We start from the raw sequence: 17,592 nt of genomic DNA, 5'->3' as shown, positions 1-17,592 counted from the left end.
CTACTGTGTTGGGTTTTTATCTTTTATTGGCTTTCAGTCCGGAAAATCAACTGGGTAAATTTTTAGATCAGTATTTTGACCTGCGGTTGGTGTTTACCTTTCATGGCTTGGTTTTGGCTTCGGTCATTTATAGCCTTCCCTTTATGGTTCAGCCGCTACGTTCAGGATTTTCAGGAATACCCAATGCATGGCTAGATGCTGCAAAGACGATGGGAAAAAGCTCCTGGGTTACCCTTTTCCGCATACTATTGCCCAATATGAAGAATGCACTGATCACTGCTGGTGTGCTCACATTTGCCCATACAATTGGAGAATTTGGTGTCGTGCTAATGGTCGGCGGCAACATTCCTGAGGAGACCAGGGTGATCTCTGTTGCTATCTACAATGAAGTAGAGGGTATGAATTATGCCATGGCCAATCAATACAGTTTGTTATTAATTGGCTTTTCGTTTACCGTCCTGTTGGTTACTTACCTGATCAATCACCGTAAAAACCACATGCTCTCCTATGATTGAGTTATCGCTTAAGAAAGCACTTGCCGGAGCTGAAGGGAAAATAGCCCTGGACATTTCCTGCCAAATCCAATCGGGAGAATTGGTAGGCTTATATGGGCCTTCGGGTGCCGGAAAATCCAGCGTCCTACGGATGATTGCGGGCTTGATGCGTCCTGATCATGGCATATTGGCTGTTGGAAATGAAACATGGATAGACACTGAAAACAAGTTTTTTTTGAAGCCTGAGAAGAGAAATATAGGAATGATCTTTCAGGAGTATTCCATTTTCCCCAATTTGACTGTTTATGAAAATCTAGTGTTCGCCTTAGACAAAGGACAGGACAAAAGTTTTGTGGATGAATTGTTGAATAGCATAGGGATGGAAAAGATGGCAGGTCAGAGTCCCATGAAATTGTCAGGAGGTCAAAAGCAGCGGGTTGCTTTGGCAAGGGCAATGGTCCGGAAGCCAAAAATTTTACTTTTGGATGAGCCCCTTTCTGCGCTGGACATGGAGATGAGACGAAATTTACAGGAATACATCGTTAAATTTCATCGGGAATATGGACTGACGACTTTGCTTGTAAGTCATGATGCTTCTGAAATTTCCCGTATGGCCCAGCGTGTATTGGTTTTGGAAAATGGCCAATTCAGTTTTGATGGAAAGCCTGAATCGTTTTTTAAAACATCTTAACTTAATTAAGGCTTACCTCAATATAAAGAAATAATCCTTCGTAGACTTAGCCTGGTTTAAGAGGATGAATACCTTAGCAATTCCCGAAAACTGGGACTGCCACACCCTTTCCCGTCGCAATAGCTCCCCAAAAAGGGTTCGCAGTGACGAATTCCTACTTTTTAGGGGCCAGTCTTAAATCGAATTTTGGTTAATATGTCAAAAAAAATGCTATTGCCTCATTCAAGACAATAGCATTTGTAATACAACACAGGAAGTGTTTATCTTGACTTTTTTCTATTGGTGAAAAAGGCCTGCTTTTTACGCATTTTCTCTTTGTTAAAGTCCTTCTTCTCCATAGCAGACATGGGTTTATCAGTCTGAGGATAAGGGTTGTCTTCTACTTCTTTAATTTTCTGGTTGATCAACCTTTCGATCAATCGAACATAGGCATTTTCTTCTGGTTCGCACAATGCAATTGCAGTACCTGACTCTCCAGCTCTACCAGATCTCCCTATTCGGTGTACATAGGTTTCAGGATCTTCTGGCACATCATAATTGATTACATACTGAAGTTTGTCGATATCTATTCCACGGGCTGCGATGTCCGTAGCCACAAGCACTCGGATCGATCCCTCTTTGAATTGACTCAAAACCTTTTGTCTGTGATTTTGTGCTTTGTTGCCATGAATGGCCGCTGCATTGATGTTTTTACTCTTCAAGTTCCGGGTAATCTTATCGGCACCGTGTTTGGTTCTTGAAAAGAGCAAAACCTGGTCGATTTCCTTGTTTTCCAGGATATGGAAAAGCAAATCTTTCTTAGACTCCTTATTGGTATAATATACCTTCTGTTGAACGGTGTCAGCAGCGGATGAAACGGGATTGACCTCTATTTTAATAGGGTCTGTTAATATATTATCTGCCAATGAAACGATATTGTCCGGCATGGTTGCTGAGAAAAACAGGGATTGTCTTTTTCTTGGCAATAGTTTCAGGAGTTTTTTGATATCGTTGATAAAGCCCATGTCCAACATACGATCCGCTTCATCAAGAACAAATATTTTGACCTGGTCTAATTTTATAAAGCCTTGGTTGATGAGGTCAAGTAACCTTCCTGGGGTAGCTACTAAAATATCTACACCTCTTTTGATTTCATTTACCTGAGATCCTTGTTTTACTCCGCCAAAAATAACGGCATGTCTTAGTTTGGTATATTTACCGTAAAACTCCAGGTTTTCGTCTATTTGAATGGCCAATTCTCTGGTAGGCGTTACGATCAGAGATCTGATTGCTACTCTTCCTTTGTCATGGTTTTTTTCTGTATGTAATAATTGAATGATAGGAAGGGCAAAGGCAGCAGTCTTACCGGTACCGGTTTGTGCACTGCCTAAAATATCTCTTTTAGCCAGGATTTTTGGTATGGCCTGTTCTTGTATAGCAGTTGGTTCCTTGTAATTTCTTTCCTGAAGTGCTTTCAGAATAGGGGATATAAGTTCTAATTGTTCGAATGTCATGCTTAGCTTTTTATGATGGCATTTAGTGCCTGTATTTTGCACTTTTTAATTATTTTCATAAAGTGCAAATGAATAATTGGCCCATAGGCCGGTTTTGTCCCTATTTTCAATTGTTGTTCTAATAAGTTTGAAATAAAATCAAGACCAGTAAATGGTGGTCAGCTCCGACTTCACAATAGGAATTCCTTTTCCGGACTCCTAACTCGCCTTATTCTTTAGCAATTTCAACAGTCTCTATAAAAGCAATTGTATTTAGGGACTAAATAAAGTTCGTAAAGGTAGCTAGATTTATTGGATTGAAGGAGTCTTAAACCGTTTTAAATCAAGAACAAGCTGACATGACCGTGTCAATGTTAATATTTCTTATATAGGAATAAGCAAAATGGCTTTTAAATGCAATCAATTAGCGAGTTCTTTTTAGGCCAACAGGGATTGAATTTTGGAAGGAATGCTTAATTGTGTCTTAATTCTCATTGAAGCCAACAGCTATTGTCTATAGAATTACGATTCAATAATTGGCTTTAATAAAACCGGTTTGGGATTTGTCATTTCATCGCAAGTACAACAATAAAGCCAAAGTCATGTTGGACTTTTATTAAGCACCTTCCTAAATCCTGTTGGTAAATATTTTCATCCCCAAATCAGTAAATGTAACCTGATTTCTGACTAGTTTCAGTGGTCAATAAATAATCTATTGCCTATTTCGGATTAAACGAAATCTTAAGAACTTTCATAAGCCTTTGTGGGTTCTAAAGGGATAATTTCTAAAGAATGCAAAAGGAAAAATTACTGCTTTGGACTTTGGCAGCCATCAATTTTACCCACATAGTGGATTTCATGATTTTGATGCCATTGGGGCCTCAATTGATGCGCATTTTTGAAATATCTCCTCAGGAATTTGGACTTTTGGTTTCTTCATACACTTTTAGTGCTGGGGTCAGTAGTTTTTTCGGTGCCTTTATTTTGGATAAATATGACCGGAGGAGCATTTTAATGTGGGTGTTTTTAGGCTTTTTTGTAGGTACATTGGCATGTGCATTGTCACCTAATTACCCTTTTTTATTGTTCTCAAGAATTTTATCTGGGCTATTTGGAGGCCTTACCTCCGCACTGATCTTTGCGATTATAGGAGATGCCATTCCGGACCATAGAAGAGGAAGTGCTATGGGCCTGGTTATGGCTGCATTTTCTGTTGCATCAGTAGTAGGAGTTCCGTTTAGTCTTTTTATCGCCAGCATGTCCAACTGGCATGCGCCTTTTTTCTTCCTGGCATTTCTAGCGGTGGTTATTCTATTGCTGATTTATAAATTCGTCCCTTCCATAAAAGTGCCAAAGAAAGAAGGGAAGGACATGCCAAGTCCTCGTCAAGTGATCATGCGGGTAACTGGAAATGCAAATCAAATGCGTGCCATTTCGCTAACAATAATGATGATGTTTGGTCAATTTATGATCATTCCCTTTCTTAGTCCCTTTATGGTGGCAAATGTTGGTTTCTCTGAACTTCAACTGACCTATATTTATATGGCGGGGGGATTTTTCACTGTTTTTACTTCTCCATGGGTGGGACGATTAACAGATAAATATGGGAAAGTTAAAATATTTACCATATTTATGAGCTTAAATGTGATACCGATAGGCATTATCACCCATTTGGGACCAACACCTATTTTGCTGGCTTTGGTTGTTTCCACATTGTTTTTTGTCACTTCTAATGGGCGAATGGTTCCCGCTGCAGCCCTGATTACTGGTACGGCGAAATCCGAAAACCGAGGCAGCTTCCTAAGTTTTAACTCCTCTGTGCAACAATTGTCAGCGGGGCTTGCTTCTTTTTTTGGGGGGATGATTTTAGTTGAAAATGCTGCCGGTGAACTTCAGAATTTTGGCTACATAGGTTATATTGCTATAATCATTAGCCTGTTATGTATTCCACTTATTCGTAGGATTAAAGTTGTAGACACCTCTATGGCTGAGTAAGTATTATTTAGTTAAAAGCAAGTTTTATTAGAAATATGGTTATTTTCTATCGAATTTATTGATGGAATGACAATATTATTTTACTTTTACCAATGGGCACCCACATCTATTTTTAATCACCCAAATAACAGATCACCTATATTATTAATTAAAATGACCGAAAGATTTTTCTATCGGGGTTTAGGTATATTCCTAAATACACTGAATAGCGTTGCGCCATCTAAAAGTGGCAAATTAGGATTTAAGTTTTTTGTTCACCATCACGTCGCAAAATCACTAAATCCCAATATGCGTTTCTTCGAACAGCGGAAGAAACGGATTTAAAGTTTAATGGCAAATTAATCCGTCACTACCGTTGGGGAAATGGGCCTAAGAAAATAGTGTTTCTTCATGGATGGCAAAGTTCATCTTTCAGGTGGAAACAGTACATCGAATTGCTTTCCGAAGATCCAGCGTATACTTTATTGGCTTTTGATGCGCCTGCACACGGACAGAGTGGAGGGAAACTGTTTACTGTTCCAGCTTATGCATCCCTTATTAATAAGGTGTTAGAGGGGTATGGTCCCATTCATGCCGTAGTTTCCCATTCAATTGGGAGTTTTTCATTCTTTTATGCGCAAGCCAAGCACAAACTACCAGTGATTAATAAACTTATTGCTTTGTCAACTCCTGGTAGTGCCACTGAATTTATCGGTTTTTATAAAAATTCATTGAAATTAAATTCTGAAACAGTAAAAAGTATAACGGAGGAGTTTCAAAATGTTGCTGGGGACGATCTGGATAAGATTAGTTTGCCTTATTTGGCCAAGAATTTATCTATTCCTGGACTTATTGTACATGACCAAAAGGATGGATTAACTGATTTTAGCAATGCTCGCCTTCTTAATCAACACTGGCCTCAGGCTGAACTCATGACGACTACTGGTTTAGGACACCGGCTACGTTCTCCTGAAGTGGTAAAGGCCGTTATAGATTTTATCAAGTAATAGGACTTGCAAGTATACTATCGGCTGAGAAATAAGATTCCCGGCCGATAGTAATAATTTTACTAGCGACCGGGAAAATCAACTACAAATAATCCATTCTTATTTAATTCAGCTTAAATCTTATAGGAAAACGCATTTTTACATTTACATTTTTACCCTTTTGTTGTCCGGGTATCCAATCAGGGGAATTTCTTACTACTCTAAGTGCTTCTTCATTTAGGCTAGTGGCTAATGCCTTACGCGCTTCATCCTCTTCCCCAGCGCCTATTCCCTTTAGAATGGATGCATCTACTACATTCCCCTCATCTGTGATCGTGAAAACAAGGTAAGCGGTGCCTTCTACTTGGGCGTCTCTGGCGGCTTCTGGGTATTCAAGGTTTGCGCTAAGGTAATTGTTCCAACCTTCCATGCCACCCATTGGAGAAGGCATGTCTTCCACTACATCGAAAATACTTTCTTTCATTACCATCTCAGTAATAACAATTTCTTCCTCTTCCTGAGCTTCCAAATTTGGCATGTCCTCATTTGGTGTACAAGAAATTAATACAAACAAACAGGCAAAGAGCGGTAGCGCCAAAGCATACATGCCCCGGGCCATCCATTTTGATTTGGGTTGTGTCATCATTGTTAGTCTTTTTTTGATTTGAAATTGATTGAAATTATGCACTAATAAGCTTGAGTTTTTGGGTTTTGCGAGGTTGAGCAAAAGCCTGGCGTATTCTTGCAGAGGATAGGTCTGTGTCATTTTCTCATCCACCTGGTATTCATGAAGTACCTCTAATGCTTTTTCATACATCCGATAAATAGGATAAAACCAGAAGACTATTTTCACTACTTGTATCAGTAATTTGTCCAGGCTATGTCGGTAATCAGCGTGCGTGGTTTCATGTGCGATAATCCAATCCACCTTTTGCTGCAACTGAAGAGCACCTTCAGGTAAGAAAATTAAATGGAAAAAAGAAGATGGCTCAAAGGTAGGGTGCTCTAGAATGGTGTATTTTCCGTTGTAAAAAGCCTTGGCTTTTCGTGTTTGCAGCATTAAGGAAACAATTCCTATTATAAACCGGCTCAATGTAAATAGCATGCCGGTTATATATACTCCTAAAACCAAGTTTGATAATGAAAATGGGGAAGGGGTATTTTGCACTTGATTTGACCCGTTCATTTCAAACTGTGGCAGCTGCATTACAAAGGCTTCATTTCCTAAATTAAGACTGCTTATACCCGTTAAGTTTAATGCAGGAAAAACCAATGCGACAATTAATGCACAAAGTAGAAATGCCCTGTTCCAAGCGAAAAAAGTTTTTTTCTCAAGGAAAACCTTGTAAAATAACCAGAGTAGGGTCAGGCATATGGCTCCCTCCCACAAATAATTTATAAGATGTGTCATGATGATTTCTTTTTAAAGTTCTCGACCATTTTTTCCAAGTCCTGAATGTCCTTTTCTGATAGTTTATCCTCCTTCACCATAAAAGACAAAACATTCTTGGCAGATCCTTCAAAGTAGTTTTTAACCAAAAGATTAAAACTACTGTGTTGATAGGCCTTTTTATTTATCAATGGAAAATACTCGTGCGTATTGCCGTAAGTCTTATGATCCAGATATCCTTTGTTCTCCAGCTGTTTTATCACTGAAGCCAGGGTAGTGTAGGGAGGTTTTGGCTCAGGAAATTGATTCAGAACATCTCTCACTAGCGCTTTCTCTAGTTCCCAAATGATTTGCATCACCTGTTCTTCATTGTTTGTTAGTGCTTCCATGACCTAAATGTATTAAATATAATTTAGTTTACCTACGTAAAAATCGTAAAACTACGAAAAGTACGTAAAATAGGCTTTAATCGTGCTTACGGCTATTAAATTTGTTTTGATACTTAAGTTATGGAGAAAAGTTTGGCCTACCTTGAGTGTTGTCAGTTGCTATCACCATCTTTTTTCAAAGGGGCAGCAACTATCAATAGTTTAAAAAGCGAATAGTATTAAGCGGGTTGGCCGCACAAAGACTTACAGCATAGATTTGATCCATCAAGAAGCTTTTAAGATCCCAATGCTCTTTAATTGACAATGAAGGAAATTCGAATTCCTGAGCTTCTTCCATACAGGTAAATTGGTTTAGCTCATCAACCATGCCATTGCTGGTAGCTTTTAAGAAAGCTTCTTTTCGAGTCCAAAATTTAAAAAAATCTGTAGTTGAGTCACCTGATTCCTTTATGACTTTGATTTCTTGCCTATGAAAACATTGTTCCATAAGTATGTCAGTTATAAAATCCCCTGTTATTTTTTCAATATCGACTCCAAGCTCTTCTGGACCGAAAGCAATAAGCACCCAATCTCCTGAATGGCTGATATTGAAATAAAGCTTATGTACTGGGGAAATACAAGGCTTGCCGTTTGTTCCTATATTTAGGGATACTTGAGCAACTTCTATGTTTAAGTAGCGAGCGATTAAATCCTTGGCGCATGCATGTCCTATAATGAAACGGGTTCTGTCTTGTTCCCGCAAATAATTACTGGCCTTTTGAAGCTCCTCAGGAGAAAGAAATTCTTGCAACGCTGACAAATTGTGAAAGCTTAAGTCGATGTTTATTCGCCACAAATGCACTTCCTGTCCCTGTAGATTTTGGACAGTATTTGAAGCCCAAACAGGAGGTGCAATTTGTTCACAATTTATGGAAGTCATACTCATCTACTATTGTCATTGATTAAATCCTGATTATACAATAGGGCTAATTTTGAAGTCATGCCATCATCCATAAGAATGACGCTTGTTTATTCGGGTAAGATACTTACAAAACCCGTAATATTTATTTTTCAATCGGGTACATTCATCTTGTTGGCTATTATTATCGAAATCTCTCACGCTTTATCATTTCCTTCTGGAAGTCCTTTGATGTTCCTTTCTCGACTTGTAAATAGAAACATTCGGGAGGTCTGAATCAATAATTAATTCAATGATTAAGTTTGCTACTAATTTTGATTTTTTATCAATTTTTGAAAATGCTGAAATAATTATAAACTGAAAATTGAATTTGAATTCTATATTTTTGTTGTTGAAAATAATTATTTGTTAATTAAATATTAATTTTTTACTATTATACTCTTTGTAAGCATAAACACTACTTTTTTCAATGAATAACAGCAACCCAGCCAACCCTACTTTTAACTTAGAGGGTAAACAATTTTTAATCGTGGATGATGATCCTATAATAAGAATGGTAATGAGTTCCATGTTTAAAAAATGGCAAAATACTACAATTGAATTGGCCAATGATGGGTCTCAGGCATTAAAAAAATTACAAGATTCCTACTTTGACCTTATCATCATGGACTTGAATATGCCAGTTCTAAATGGATACCAAACTGCCAAAGCCATTCGTGAAGGAGAGTGTGGGGATTTTTATAAAAAGATTCCGATCATTGCTATTACAGCTGACCTTTCTGAAATGGCAAAAACCCAAACAGAAATAATGGACAGGGTATTGACCAAGCCATTTGACTACGAATCCCTTGAAATAGCAATACAAAGATGTTTGTTTTCAGATATGCGTTTGAGTATGGAAGCGAGTTAAATTCCAGTATTAGCGTATTTTCATAGGGTTATTTTTCATGGTATTTAGTATCGAAACAAAATAAATGGTCTTGCTTTTAGAAGACCTTGGTTATCTTTGGTATTCATTGTCTATCAGATCCAAACCCTTGAATATTCATGTTGATAGTTCGTTACTTCTTTGCTTTAACTCTAATTGTGCTGGGACAGGCTTGTAATAGTGGAGACCCTCAAAATCAAAAGAAAGACAAAACTTCATCCACAGCAAGTATAAAAAAGGAAGTACTGCAAAATCCCCTTGAAAAACCTGCGAATGTACTTGCCAGAACTTATTGTACAGGATGTCATTTGTATCCGGAACCCCAGCTATTAGACAAGGCTACCTGGGAAACAGTTCTACCTAGGATGGGCCATTTTTTTGGTATCTATGCAGACACGACTAGAGCCGGACTTATAGAAGGTGGTAGGGCTGGAGAAATAGTGGAACGTGGGAATATTTTCCCAAAAGACCCCACTATTGATACTTTGATTTTTAATAAGATAAAAGCTTTTTATCTAGATGAGGCACCAGCGCAACTCCCTGAGGCTTCTACTAAGGAGATCAAAGAAGGGTTAAGCTATTTTAAGCTTCACAAACCTGCTAGTAAAACAAAAAATCCGATGCATTTGATGGTCAAAATCATTGGTAAGAATCAATGGTACATCAGTGATGTTGGAAGGTCTTCTTTTGCTATCATGGACAACCAATTTAAAGTTCAAAGAACAGCTTCTAGTCCTGAAGGTACGGTATGGGTTCATCAGGGGAATGAGCATACCTTTGCCCTGGTTATAGGAACTTTTAATCCAACGGATATGGACCTTGGTTTTGTCATGCGATTGCCAAACGCTCCAGGAGAGCCAACCAAAATAATTGCAAAGAACCTACAAAGACCAGTTCACATGGACATGGGAGACCTTGATGGGGACGGACTGGAGGACATGGTGATTGCTGAGTATGGGAAAAATACAGGAAGTCTTGCCTGGTGGAAACAAGATCCTTCAGGTAATTTTCAGAAATTTATGTTAAGAAATAAGCCTGGCGCAACTAAAGCTTATATCCGAGACTTAAATAACAATGGTAAAAAGGACATTATTGCACTTTTTGGTCAGGGAGATGAGGGTATATTTGTTTACCACAATCAAGGAAATGGGAAATTCGCAGAGGAACCTGTTTTAAGGTTTCCGCCCACTTATGGCTCCAGTTATTTTGAGTTGTTCGATTTTAACGGTGATGGGAAAGAGGACATTATCTATACTGCCGGTGACAACGCGGATTATGACCCGATAGTAAAGGCTTATCATGGGATCAGGATCTTTCTCAATGATGGGACAAATCATTTCAAAGAAACCTTCTTTTATCCGCTTAATGGTGCATACAAAGCCGTTGCTTCTGATTTTGACAACGATGGAGACATAGACATAGCGGCAATTAGTTTTTTTCCGGATTATGAAAAAAGTCCTGAAGAGAGTTTTGTTTTCCTGGAAAACAAAGGGGAGATGAATTTTGAGGCCCAGACTTTCCCTGAAAGCTCAGACGGTAGGTGGATGGCAATGGATGTTGGGGACATGGACGGTGATGGAGACCAGGACATACTATTAGGTTCCATGATCTTTGGGACGGATCATACCCGATTCTTTGAGAAATGGTCAGCTGGTACCTTGCCTTTCGTGTGGCTTGAGAATACCAGTAACAAATAGAAAAAATAAGCCAAAAGGCAGGTGATGGCTTATTTCTTGAAACTCATATAAATGTAAATAACAATCTACCTTAAAGTTGGTATAGCCAGTTTATGGTACTGAAAGAGCAGTACCTGCATTCAGGCAAATAGCTCATGTTCATGGTAGATTTCCACAAGTCGAAAGCTACCTCACTATTTCTCGTCAGTACTGTAGGCTTCTTCATAAGGTGACCAAATTTCATAAATAGGATCCCCTTTTGAACTTAAACCAGTATGATGCCATTTTCCATCGACAACCTCGTAGTCAAATTCCAGATTGGCACCTACTCTACTATCGTCCTTAGAAAAGAAGGTGATTTTTTCTGTGTATTTCCCATCTTTAGCTTCATACTCGCCGCCGCCTGTGCCACCAAATTCTTTTGTCTCAGAATTGAAAGCAATCCATTGGAACCTGCCACCGCTTAAAATTTTCACTGTTCTCCTAGCTCCTGGTGTCATTTCCGACATATTATCGCCCCTCTTTCTTCCTGTAATCACCCAATTTCTTGTGAGGTCATCGCTTTCTTTCGATACCCTCTCCCAGATTTCTATGAGGTCTTCGCCTTTTATTTTTGTAGAGATGACGAGTCGATCATTGGCAAAATCCAATGTGAATCGATTGGTGGTTCCAATTTGATCCGGGTCTAGGGTTAAGAAATCCAGGTGCTCTTCATACACATTTCCCTCAAGGTTGTATTGGCCTCCCCCGGCATAAAGAAATTTATCCCCTTTCAATTCTTTTGCCCCAAAGGAAAAATAACCATCCTGGTAGATTTTTATAAATTCTTTGTCGGTAATCGCTGCGCCATTTTGGTGGGTCAATGTCCATGCACCTTCCAATTCCTGGGACATAACCGCGGTGCTAATGGTAAAGCAGATAATAAAAAGGATCGATTTCATAACTCAGGCTTTATTGTTAGACATAAATTTAATTATTTATTGATACAATATCACAAGACATGGGTAAATTTCCCCACACTGAAATGGTTTTTTTGATTGAATCATTAGTAGCATTTTAATTTTAAAGCGTGTTAACTTATCAAACCTTTGTTTAAAATGAAATAGAGGCTTAGAAGGTGCAAGATGTCGTTTTTTTGAATTCTTGATGAAAATGATTTTGGTTTTAAAAATTATTTATCAGAAACAGTAGCAATGAATTTTGGCTGAATTTTTGGTGCATATATTTGATATTAAATTTATTAGAATGCAAAAACCTCTTGTAATATTTATTCTCACCATTTTTTTATCTGCTGGCCAATATCACATGGCCATCGGTCAGAGTTATGGCACGAGTGGTGGATTAAGATTGGCCAACAACGATCAAGGTCGAATGTTGGGTCTTACAGTGCAGCAACGTATCGAAAAAGGTTTGACAATCGAGGGCATTATTCAGTCTGATTTTAGCTACAATACCACTGCTCATGCCATTTTGGAAAGACATCGGCCTTTGTTGACCAAAAGACTAAATTATTACTATGGGGCTGGTGTTTCAATGGGAATCGAAGAAAGTCGTCAAAAAGTCCCTGAAAGCATGCAAATCATACAAACCTATGGCAATGGAACTTTAGGTGTAGACTTGATTGGTGGAGTGGAGCTTACTTTGTTGGGTATAAATTTCTCCTTAGATTACAAACCAAACATCAATATCGTTGGAAGAGAGCCTTGGTACAGTGGACAAGTTGGTATCTCTGCGAGGTCTGTTCTCGTCAAGGGAAATAAACAGAACAAGAAAAAAAGACAAAGGAACAGACAAAAAAGACGCGCCAACCAGGATGGGTTTTTCCATAATTTAATTGATTCTATTAAAAATAAATAGCCATGAGAAAGCCGGTAGTTGCCTTTTTTACGATTGTTTTATTGCTCCCTATTCAACTTCTTTTGGCACAATCACCAGTGAAAATAGCAGTGGTAGGTCTTACTCACTCCCATGTCAACTGGATACTTGGTAGAGAGGACATTGGTGATGTTGAGATAGTAGGGATAGTAGAGCCAAACAAAGCTTTGGCCAAGCGATTAATGTCCAAACACAATTTAAGTGAGGAACTGCTCTATCCAGATATGGAGTCCCTATTTTCAGCGGTAAAACCAGAAGCAGTCACCGCGTTTGGGTCCATTTATGAACATTTGGAAGTGGTGGAGGCCTGTGCCCCACGTGGGATTCATGTGATGGTAGAAAAACCCCTGGCGGTCAGTATGGAACATGCCACTAAAATGGCTGATCTGGCCAGGAAGCATCAAATTCATTTGCTGACCAATTATGAAACCACCTGGTATGCGAGTAACCATGAGTTGAGGAAACGTTTAAAGGAGATGGCTATAGGTCCAGTGAGAAGGGTAATAGTCAATGATGGTCATGAAGGGCCCATGGAGATTGGAGTAAACCAGGAGTTTTTAGATTGGTTGACCGACCCGGTGTTGAATGGAGGAGGAGCGGTCATTGATTTTGGTTGCTATGGCGCCAATTTGATGACCTGGCTTATGGAAGGAAAAAAGCCTATTTCTGTAACTGCCGAGCTGAAACAAATCAAACCCGATATTTACCCACAAGTGGATGACGAAGCCACCATTTTACTAGAATATCCTGATGCTCAAGGGGTGATTCAAGCATCCTGGAACTGGCCATTTAGCCGAAAGGACATGGAAGTGTATGGCAAAACAGGATATATGGTAGCCAAAAACAGTACCCTTCTTCTAAGCAGAACCGAAGGAGAAAAGCAGGAAAAATCTGAAAACTTGGTCAAAAGAGGCAATCCATATAATGATCCATTTGCTTATCTGGCAGCAGTTGTGAAGGGAGAAATAAAAGTAGCAGCGGAAGACTTGTCTTCCCTGGAAAATAACCTGGTGGTTGTGGAAATTCTTGATGCTGCCAGGGAAAGTGCCAAAAAAGGAGAACGGGTTTACCTAAAGTAGGCTGGAATTAATCTAGTTTCTTTGCCTTTTGGAGGTGCCTTAAACGGTAGGCCTGAATGGCATTCTTTCCTAGTAATTTACTAAGTCTGTAATTGGCTACTGCACCAATTCCTGCTCCTATAATAGGAATCATTTGCGCTAATTTTGCCAAATCCATATAATCCCGGTATTCCAATTGGAATTTCCTCCAATCAAAATCATCTAGATTGTCAGGCAGCGTACTGGAATATTCGTCCCAGTTTTCTAAAATGTCAATGGTTTCATTTCTTGTTTTCTGTGTAGAAAAGGTGAGTTTAAAAATATGCAACATAAATAATCGCTCCTTGAAATCTTTGGTGTCATGCCCAAAGGCGGCGGAAATATCGAAAACCATCTTCATCTTTATCGCCAGAAAGGCCGGTAGGTCTGCAAATCCCATCAAAATGCCTCCAGCTCCAGTAACTGCACCTTCAACAGATGCTGTTCGGGTATAGATTTTTATGCTTTTTCGCGCTTTAAATTCTTTGACTCTTAGTTGGCCACCGAGGAAAGGTTTAGGGGCAATAAATTTATTTCCTATTAACACTCCTTTAACCATTTTTTCTATGGCATAGGTCACTGCCTGATGAATTTTATCAGGTATGATTTTATTAATGGATCGCTGGGTACCACTGGTCATTCGATTGATTATCGAAGGGCTTTTCTTGTTTTTTTCCAGCCAAACTTTTAGCTCCTTTTGGGCCAGGGATTCATATTGTTGGTCTATGTATTCTTTATTTATCGACATGCTTTATTTCCCGTCTTTCTTTAGGTAATCATCCGAAAATTTCCCGTCATTTTTGGGCTGATCAAATCGCTCTTTATTGAATGATTTGGATTCTCCTTTGGGAATGCTGAGGCTTTCCCAGGAACCCAAGTGCAGCATTTTTGACAGGTAGATCAATTGACCGACATGGGTGGAATAGTGGGTCAATTGACGACTAATTGCTTCTATCAAGCTATGTGATTGGTTTCTGATATATACCTTTTTGTCAAAGTCCGTTTCATCACAGCCTTCTAATGCTTGAAAAAGAGTGCTCCATCCAATTTCCCAAGCCTTCATCAATTCCTCCCTGTTTTTAAAGTCATTGTCAAATTCCGCATCCCTATTTCGCCAAGGTTTTTCCCCATCAGCGGTTAAGAAATCAGTCCACCTGGAAAGCATATTTCCAGACAAATGTTTGACAATCATGGCGGCACTATTGCTGTCCTCATTGAATTGCCAAAATAACTTTTCTTCAGGAATTTGATGAAGTGCTTTCTCACCCAGGGTTTTATAATAGGTGAAGAGATGCAGGCTACTTTCGAGAAATACTTGTGGATGGCTTTTCATATCAATTGTTTTAACGGAATCAGTTTGTTTAGGTTAATTCCTGATAATTGAAGGGCATATTTTGTAGTGTTTTAGACAAGGTTAAGGCTTGCGTATAAATCCATTTAAGGCTTTATAGGTAAATATTAATTTCTGTTTTAATGCTGACAAGATCTCTCGGAAATATGGGAGAGCCCTAAACAAAAAAAGACAGCCTTTATGGCTGTCTTTTGAATGTGCATTTAATTTTAATTAAATGTCGAAGGCTTTTTTAATGACCGTTACATGGTCCAGTTTTTCCCAGGTAAATAACTCTACATCCAGGGTAATGGACGCTTTATCAGGTGCGATAAACGTTTTGGTGACAACCTCATTTTCTCTACCCATATGACCGTACGCTGCAGTCTCTTCGTAGATTGGATTTCTCAGTTTAAGTCTATTTTCAATGGCAAACGGACGCATATCAAATAGGGTCTCAATTTTACGGGCAATTTCGCCATCAGATAAAGCGATATTGGCTGTACCGTAAGTATTGACATAAAGTCCCATTGGCTTTGCAACCCCGATGGCATAGGATACTTGTACCAATACCTCATCTGCTACACCTGCTGCTACCATGTTTTTGGCAATGTGCCTGGTTGCATATGCTGCAGATCTATCCACTTTTGAGGGATCTTTTCCTGAGAAAGCACCACCGCCGTGAGCACCTTTTCCTCCGTACGTATCTACGATGATTTTTCGGCCTGTCAAACCAGTATCCCCATGAGGACCACCAATCACAAATTTCCCTGTTGGGTTGATATGATACTTGATGTCTTCAGTGAAGAGCTTTTGTATGGCTTCTGGTAGCTGTGCTTTTACCCTAGGGATAAGAATAGCAACTATGTCTTTTTGAATTTTTTCCAGCATTGGTTTTTCTTCACCAAATTCATCATGCTGGGTGGATACAACGATGGTATCTATTCTTTCAGGTGTATTGTCATCACTGTACTGGATTGTTACCTGGGCCTTGGAATCAGGACGAAGGTATTTGATCTCATTGCTTTCTCTACGCAATGCTGCCAGCTCTTTTAATAACCTGTGAGACAAATCAAGGCCTAAAGGAATATAGTTGCTGGTTTCTTTAGTAGCATATCCAAACATCATTCCCTGATCTCCTGCTCCTTGTTCTTCTGGATCAGTTCGGTCTACGCCCTGGTTAATATCTGGAGATTGCTCATGGATAGCAGAAAGAACACCGCATGAGCTACCATCAAACATGTACTCACTCTTGGTGTAGCCAACCCTATTGATAACATCTCTTGCAATTTTTTGGACATCCAAATAAGTTGAAGAATTGACCTCACCAGCAAGGATTACCTGACCAGTTGTAACCAAAGTTTCACAAGCCACTTTAGCATTGGGGTCAAAAGCCAAAAAATTATCAATAATTGCATCTGATATTTGATCAGATATTTTATCTGGGTGACCTTCGGAAACAGACTCCGACGTGAATAAATAGGACATACACTGCTTTTTTTGATTAAAGTTTAAATTTACATCTAATGGCGAAAATTAAAAACTATATTTTCAAAACGAAGCACTTTTTAAGTGTAGTACTTATTAAATACTCTAGGAGCAAAAAAGGAAAGGCCCAATGAAAGGTACATAATTCCAGCAAGGAACTGTACCCAAATAAATACGTGACCTACAACATAATTGCCTATTGAAGGATAATAGTAGGTTAAAATAAAAAATATGTAGCGCTCCCCATAGGAGAACAATATGAGGGAAGCCATCCAGAAATAGGGCAATGATAGAAGGTTGACATCTCTAAATTTACTTTGCTTCAATATGTCTTTAAAAAAAATAACACTGTATGACAATACCAAGGCATGTCCTATAAGGTAGGTATAGGATTGTAGGTTTAAATCGATAGGTTGTAAGTAAAGACTGATTAATATACCGACGAATATAAACCCAGCCGTTGCAGGAAGTACTGTTTTTTGAAGTTGACAACTAAAGGGTAACTGACTGAACAGGAGCAACATAGTGGTGGGCCTGATGTAGACATACAGCAGGTTAAACAAATAAGCGTTTCCTGCAACACTTGCTTCTGAGTTTGACCAGATGAATACAGAAAGTAATTCTGTAAATAAAATAAGTAAGACTAGAAAGTTAATTCTTCTATATTCCTTAGGATTGAAACCCAACATCAAGTACAGTGTTGCAAACAAGATCCCAAGTAACAGTGCGATGGAATAGAATGACAATTGCATATGGTTATATTAAGAAGGTGCAAGTTATCATTTACTAAAAATTTAGACAATACCGTGTTCAGGGTATTTTATTTGCATTTTGAGCCCCAAATTGCAGGCACATAGTCTATTATCTGCTGAAGTTACGCCTGGATCAGCTAATTGTTGCCATT

At 38.9% G+C, this 17,592-nt stretch carries 17 protein-coding genes; 8 read left to right on the top strand and 9 right to left on the bottom strand.

Annotation, left to right across the window (positions count from 1 at the left end; genetic code table 11):
- Positions 1-515: molybdate ABC transporter permease subunit (locus tag ADICYQ_RS10125; RefSeq protein WP_040415619.1), on the top strand; the 515-nt coding region annotated here is incomplete at its 5' end.
- Entirely contained in the window at positions 508-1,185 is a 678-nt protein-coding gene (locus ADICYQ_RS10120; protein ID WP_020893111.1) for an ATP-binding cassette domain-containing protein, read from the top strand. The genes ADICYQ_RS10125 and ADICYQ_RS10120, both read left to right, overlap by 8 nt.
- Before the next feature lie 260 nt (positions 1,186-1,445).
- Here ADICYQ_RS10120 and ADICYQ_RS10115 read toward each other — a convergent pair whose 3' ends face one another.
- Entirely contained in the window at positions 1,446-2,678 is a 1,233-nt protein-coding gene (locus ADICYQ_RS10115; protein WP_020893110.1) for a DEAD/DEAH box helicase, read from the bottom strand.
- Between the two features lie 771 nt (positions 2,679-3,449).
- Here ADICYQ_RS10115 and ADICYQ_RS10110 point away from each other — a divergent pair.
- Positions 3,450-4,652: an MFS transporter gene (locus ADICYQ_RS10110; RefSeq protein WP_020893109.1), complete on the top strand. Its 1,203-nt coding sequence runs from the start codon at positions 3,450-3,452 to the stop codon at positions 4,650-4,652.
- A 380-nt stretch (positions 4,653-5,032) separates the two neighbouring features.
- Positions 5,033-5,638 carry an alpha/beta fold hydrolase gene (locus ADICYQ_RS10105; protein ID WP_161625593.1) on the top strand — a complete coding sequence of 202 codons (606 nt, stop codon included), beginning with the start codon at positions 5,033-5,035 and terminating at the stop codon, positions 5,636-5,638.
- Between the two features lie 103 nt (positions 5,639-5,741).
- Here the strand turns inward: ADICYQ_RS10105 and ADICYQ_RS10100 are convergent, their stop codons facing one another.
- The 3 genes from ADICYQ_RS10100 to ADICYQ_RS10090 all read right to left on the bottom strand — a co-directional run bounded on the left by ADICYQ_RS10100 (position 5,742) and on the right by ADICYQ_RS10090 (position 8,315).
- Positions 5,742-7,028, bottom strand: coding sequence for a M56 family metallopeptidase (locus tag ADICYQ_RS10100; RefSeq protein WP_020893107.1), 1,287 nt, complete (start codon positions 7,026-7,028; stop codon positions 5,742-5,744).
- A complete protein-coding gene (locus ADICYQ_RS10095; RefSeq protein WP_020893106.1) occupies positions 7,025-7,396 on the bottom strand; it encodes a BlaI/MecI/CopY family transcriptional regulator in 372 nt (123 codons plus the stop codon). The genes ADICYQ_RS10100 and ADICYQ_RS10095 overlap by 4 nt, the downstream gene beginning before the upstream one ends.
- 193 nt (positions 7,397-7,589) lie before the next feature.
- Complete coding sequence (locus tag ADICYQ_RS10090) at positions 7,590-8,315, bottom strand: 4'-phosphopantetheinyl transferase family protein (protein ID WP_020893105.1); 726 nt, start codon at positions 8,313-8,315, stop codon at positions 7,590-7,592.
- A 448-nt stretch (positions 8,316-8,763) separates the two neighbouring features.
- Here ADICYQ_RS10090 and ADICYQ_RS10085 point away from each other — a divergent pair, with 448 nt between their 5' ends.
- Together ADICYQ_RS10085 and ADICYQ_RS10080 are read left to right on the top strand one after the other, a co-directional pair.
- On the top strand, positions 8,764-9,204 hold the full coding sequence (locus tag ADICYQ_RS10085; RefSeq protein ID WP_020893104.1) for a response regulator: 441 nt from the start codon (positions 8,764-8,766) through the stop codon (positions 9,202-9,204).
- Between the two features lie 137 nt (positions 9,205-9,341).
- Positions 9,342-10,919, top strand: a complete 1,578-nt coding sequence (locus tag ADICYQ_RS10080; RefSeq protein WP_040415603.1) for an FG-GAP repeat domain-containing protein — start codon at positions 9,342-9,344, stop codon at positions 10,917-10,919.
- Between the two features lie 173 nt (positions 10,920-11,092).
- On the opposite strand, the gene ADICYQ_RS10075 is transcribed toward ADICYQ_RS10080, so the two are convergent.
- Positions 11,093-11,839, bottom strand: coding sequence for a DUF4488 domain-containing protein (locus ADICYQ_RS10075; RefSeq protein ID WP_040415600.1), 747 nt, complete (start codon positions 11,837-11,839; stop codon positions 11,093-11,095).
- A 304-nt stretch (positions 11,840-12,143) separates the two neighbouring features.
- Here ADICYQ_RS10075 and ADICYQ_RS10070 point away from each other — a divergent pair, with 304 nt between their 5' ends.
- Together ADICYQ_RS10070 and ADICYQ_RS10065 are read left to right on the top strand one after the other, a co-directional pair.
- Positions 12,144-12,755, top strand: coding sequence for a hypothetical protein (locus ADICYQ_RS10070; protein WP_020893101.1), 612 nt, complete (start codon positions 12,144-12,146; stop codon positions 12,753-12,755).
- Positions 12,756-12,757: 2 nt separating this feature from the next.
- Positions 12,758-13,852 (top strand): Gfo/Idh/MocA family protein, encoded by a 1,095-nt coding sequence (locus tag ADICYQ_RS10065; protein ID WP_020893100.1) that lies wholly within the window; start codon positions 12,758-12,760, stop codon positions 13,850-13,852.
- Between the two features lie 7 nt (positions 13,853-13,859).
- Here ADICYQ_RS10065 and ADICYQ_RS10060 read toward each other — a convergent pair whose 3' ends face one another.
- From ADICYQ_RS10060 to ADICYQ_RS25935, 4 genes are all read right to left on the bottom strand, one after another.
- Positions 13,860-14,618, bottom strand: coding sequence for an EcsC family protein (locus tag ADICYQ_RS10060; RefSeq protein ID WP_020893099.1), 759 nt, complete (start codon positions 14,616-14,618; stop codon positions 13,860-13,862).
- 3 nt (positions 14,619-14,621) lie between these two features.
- Complete coding sequence (locus ADICYQ_RS10055; RefSeq protein WP_020893098.1) at positions 14,622-15,203, bottom strand: DUF1572 family protein; 582 nt, start codon at positions 15,201-15,203, stop codon at positions 14,622-14,624.
- Positions 15,204-15,434: 231 nt separating this feature from the next.
- Positions 15,435-16,688: a methionine adenosyltransferase gene (metK, locus tag ADICYQ_RS10050; RefSeq protein ID WP_020893097.1), complete on the bottom strand. Its 1,254-nt coding sequence runs from the start codon at positions 16,686-16,688 to the stop codon at positions 15,435-15,437.
- Between the two features lie 80 nt (positions 16,689-16,768).
- The gene (locus ADICYQ_RS25935) at positions 16,769-17,440 is read right to left on the bottom strand and encodes a hypothetical protein (RefSeq protein ID WP_020893096.1); all 672 of its coding nucleotides are present in this window, start codon (positions 17,438-17,440) and stop codon (positions 16,769-16,771) included.
- Between the last annotated feature and the right edge of the window lie 152 nt (positions 17,441-17,592).

The organism is Cyclobacterium qasimii M12-11B, from assembly GCF_000427295.1.
Classification (GTDB): domain Bacteria; phylum Bacteroidota; class Bacteroidia; order Cytophagales; family Cyclobacteriaceae; genus Cyclobacterium; species Cyclobacterium qasimii.
Note: the sequence above shows the minus strand (reverse complement) of the source record. Positions and strands in the feature narration are given on the sequence as shown.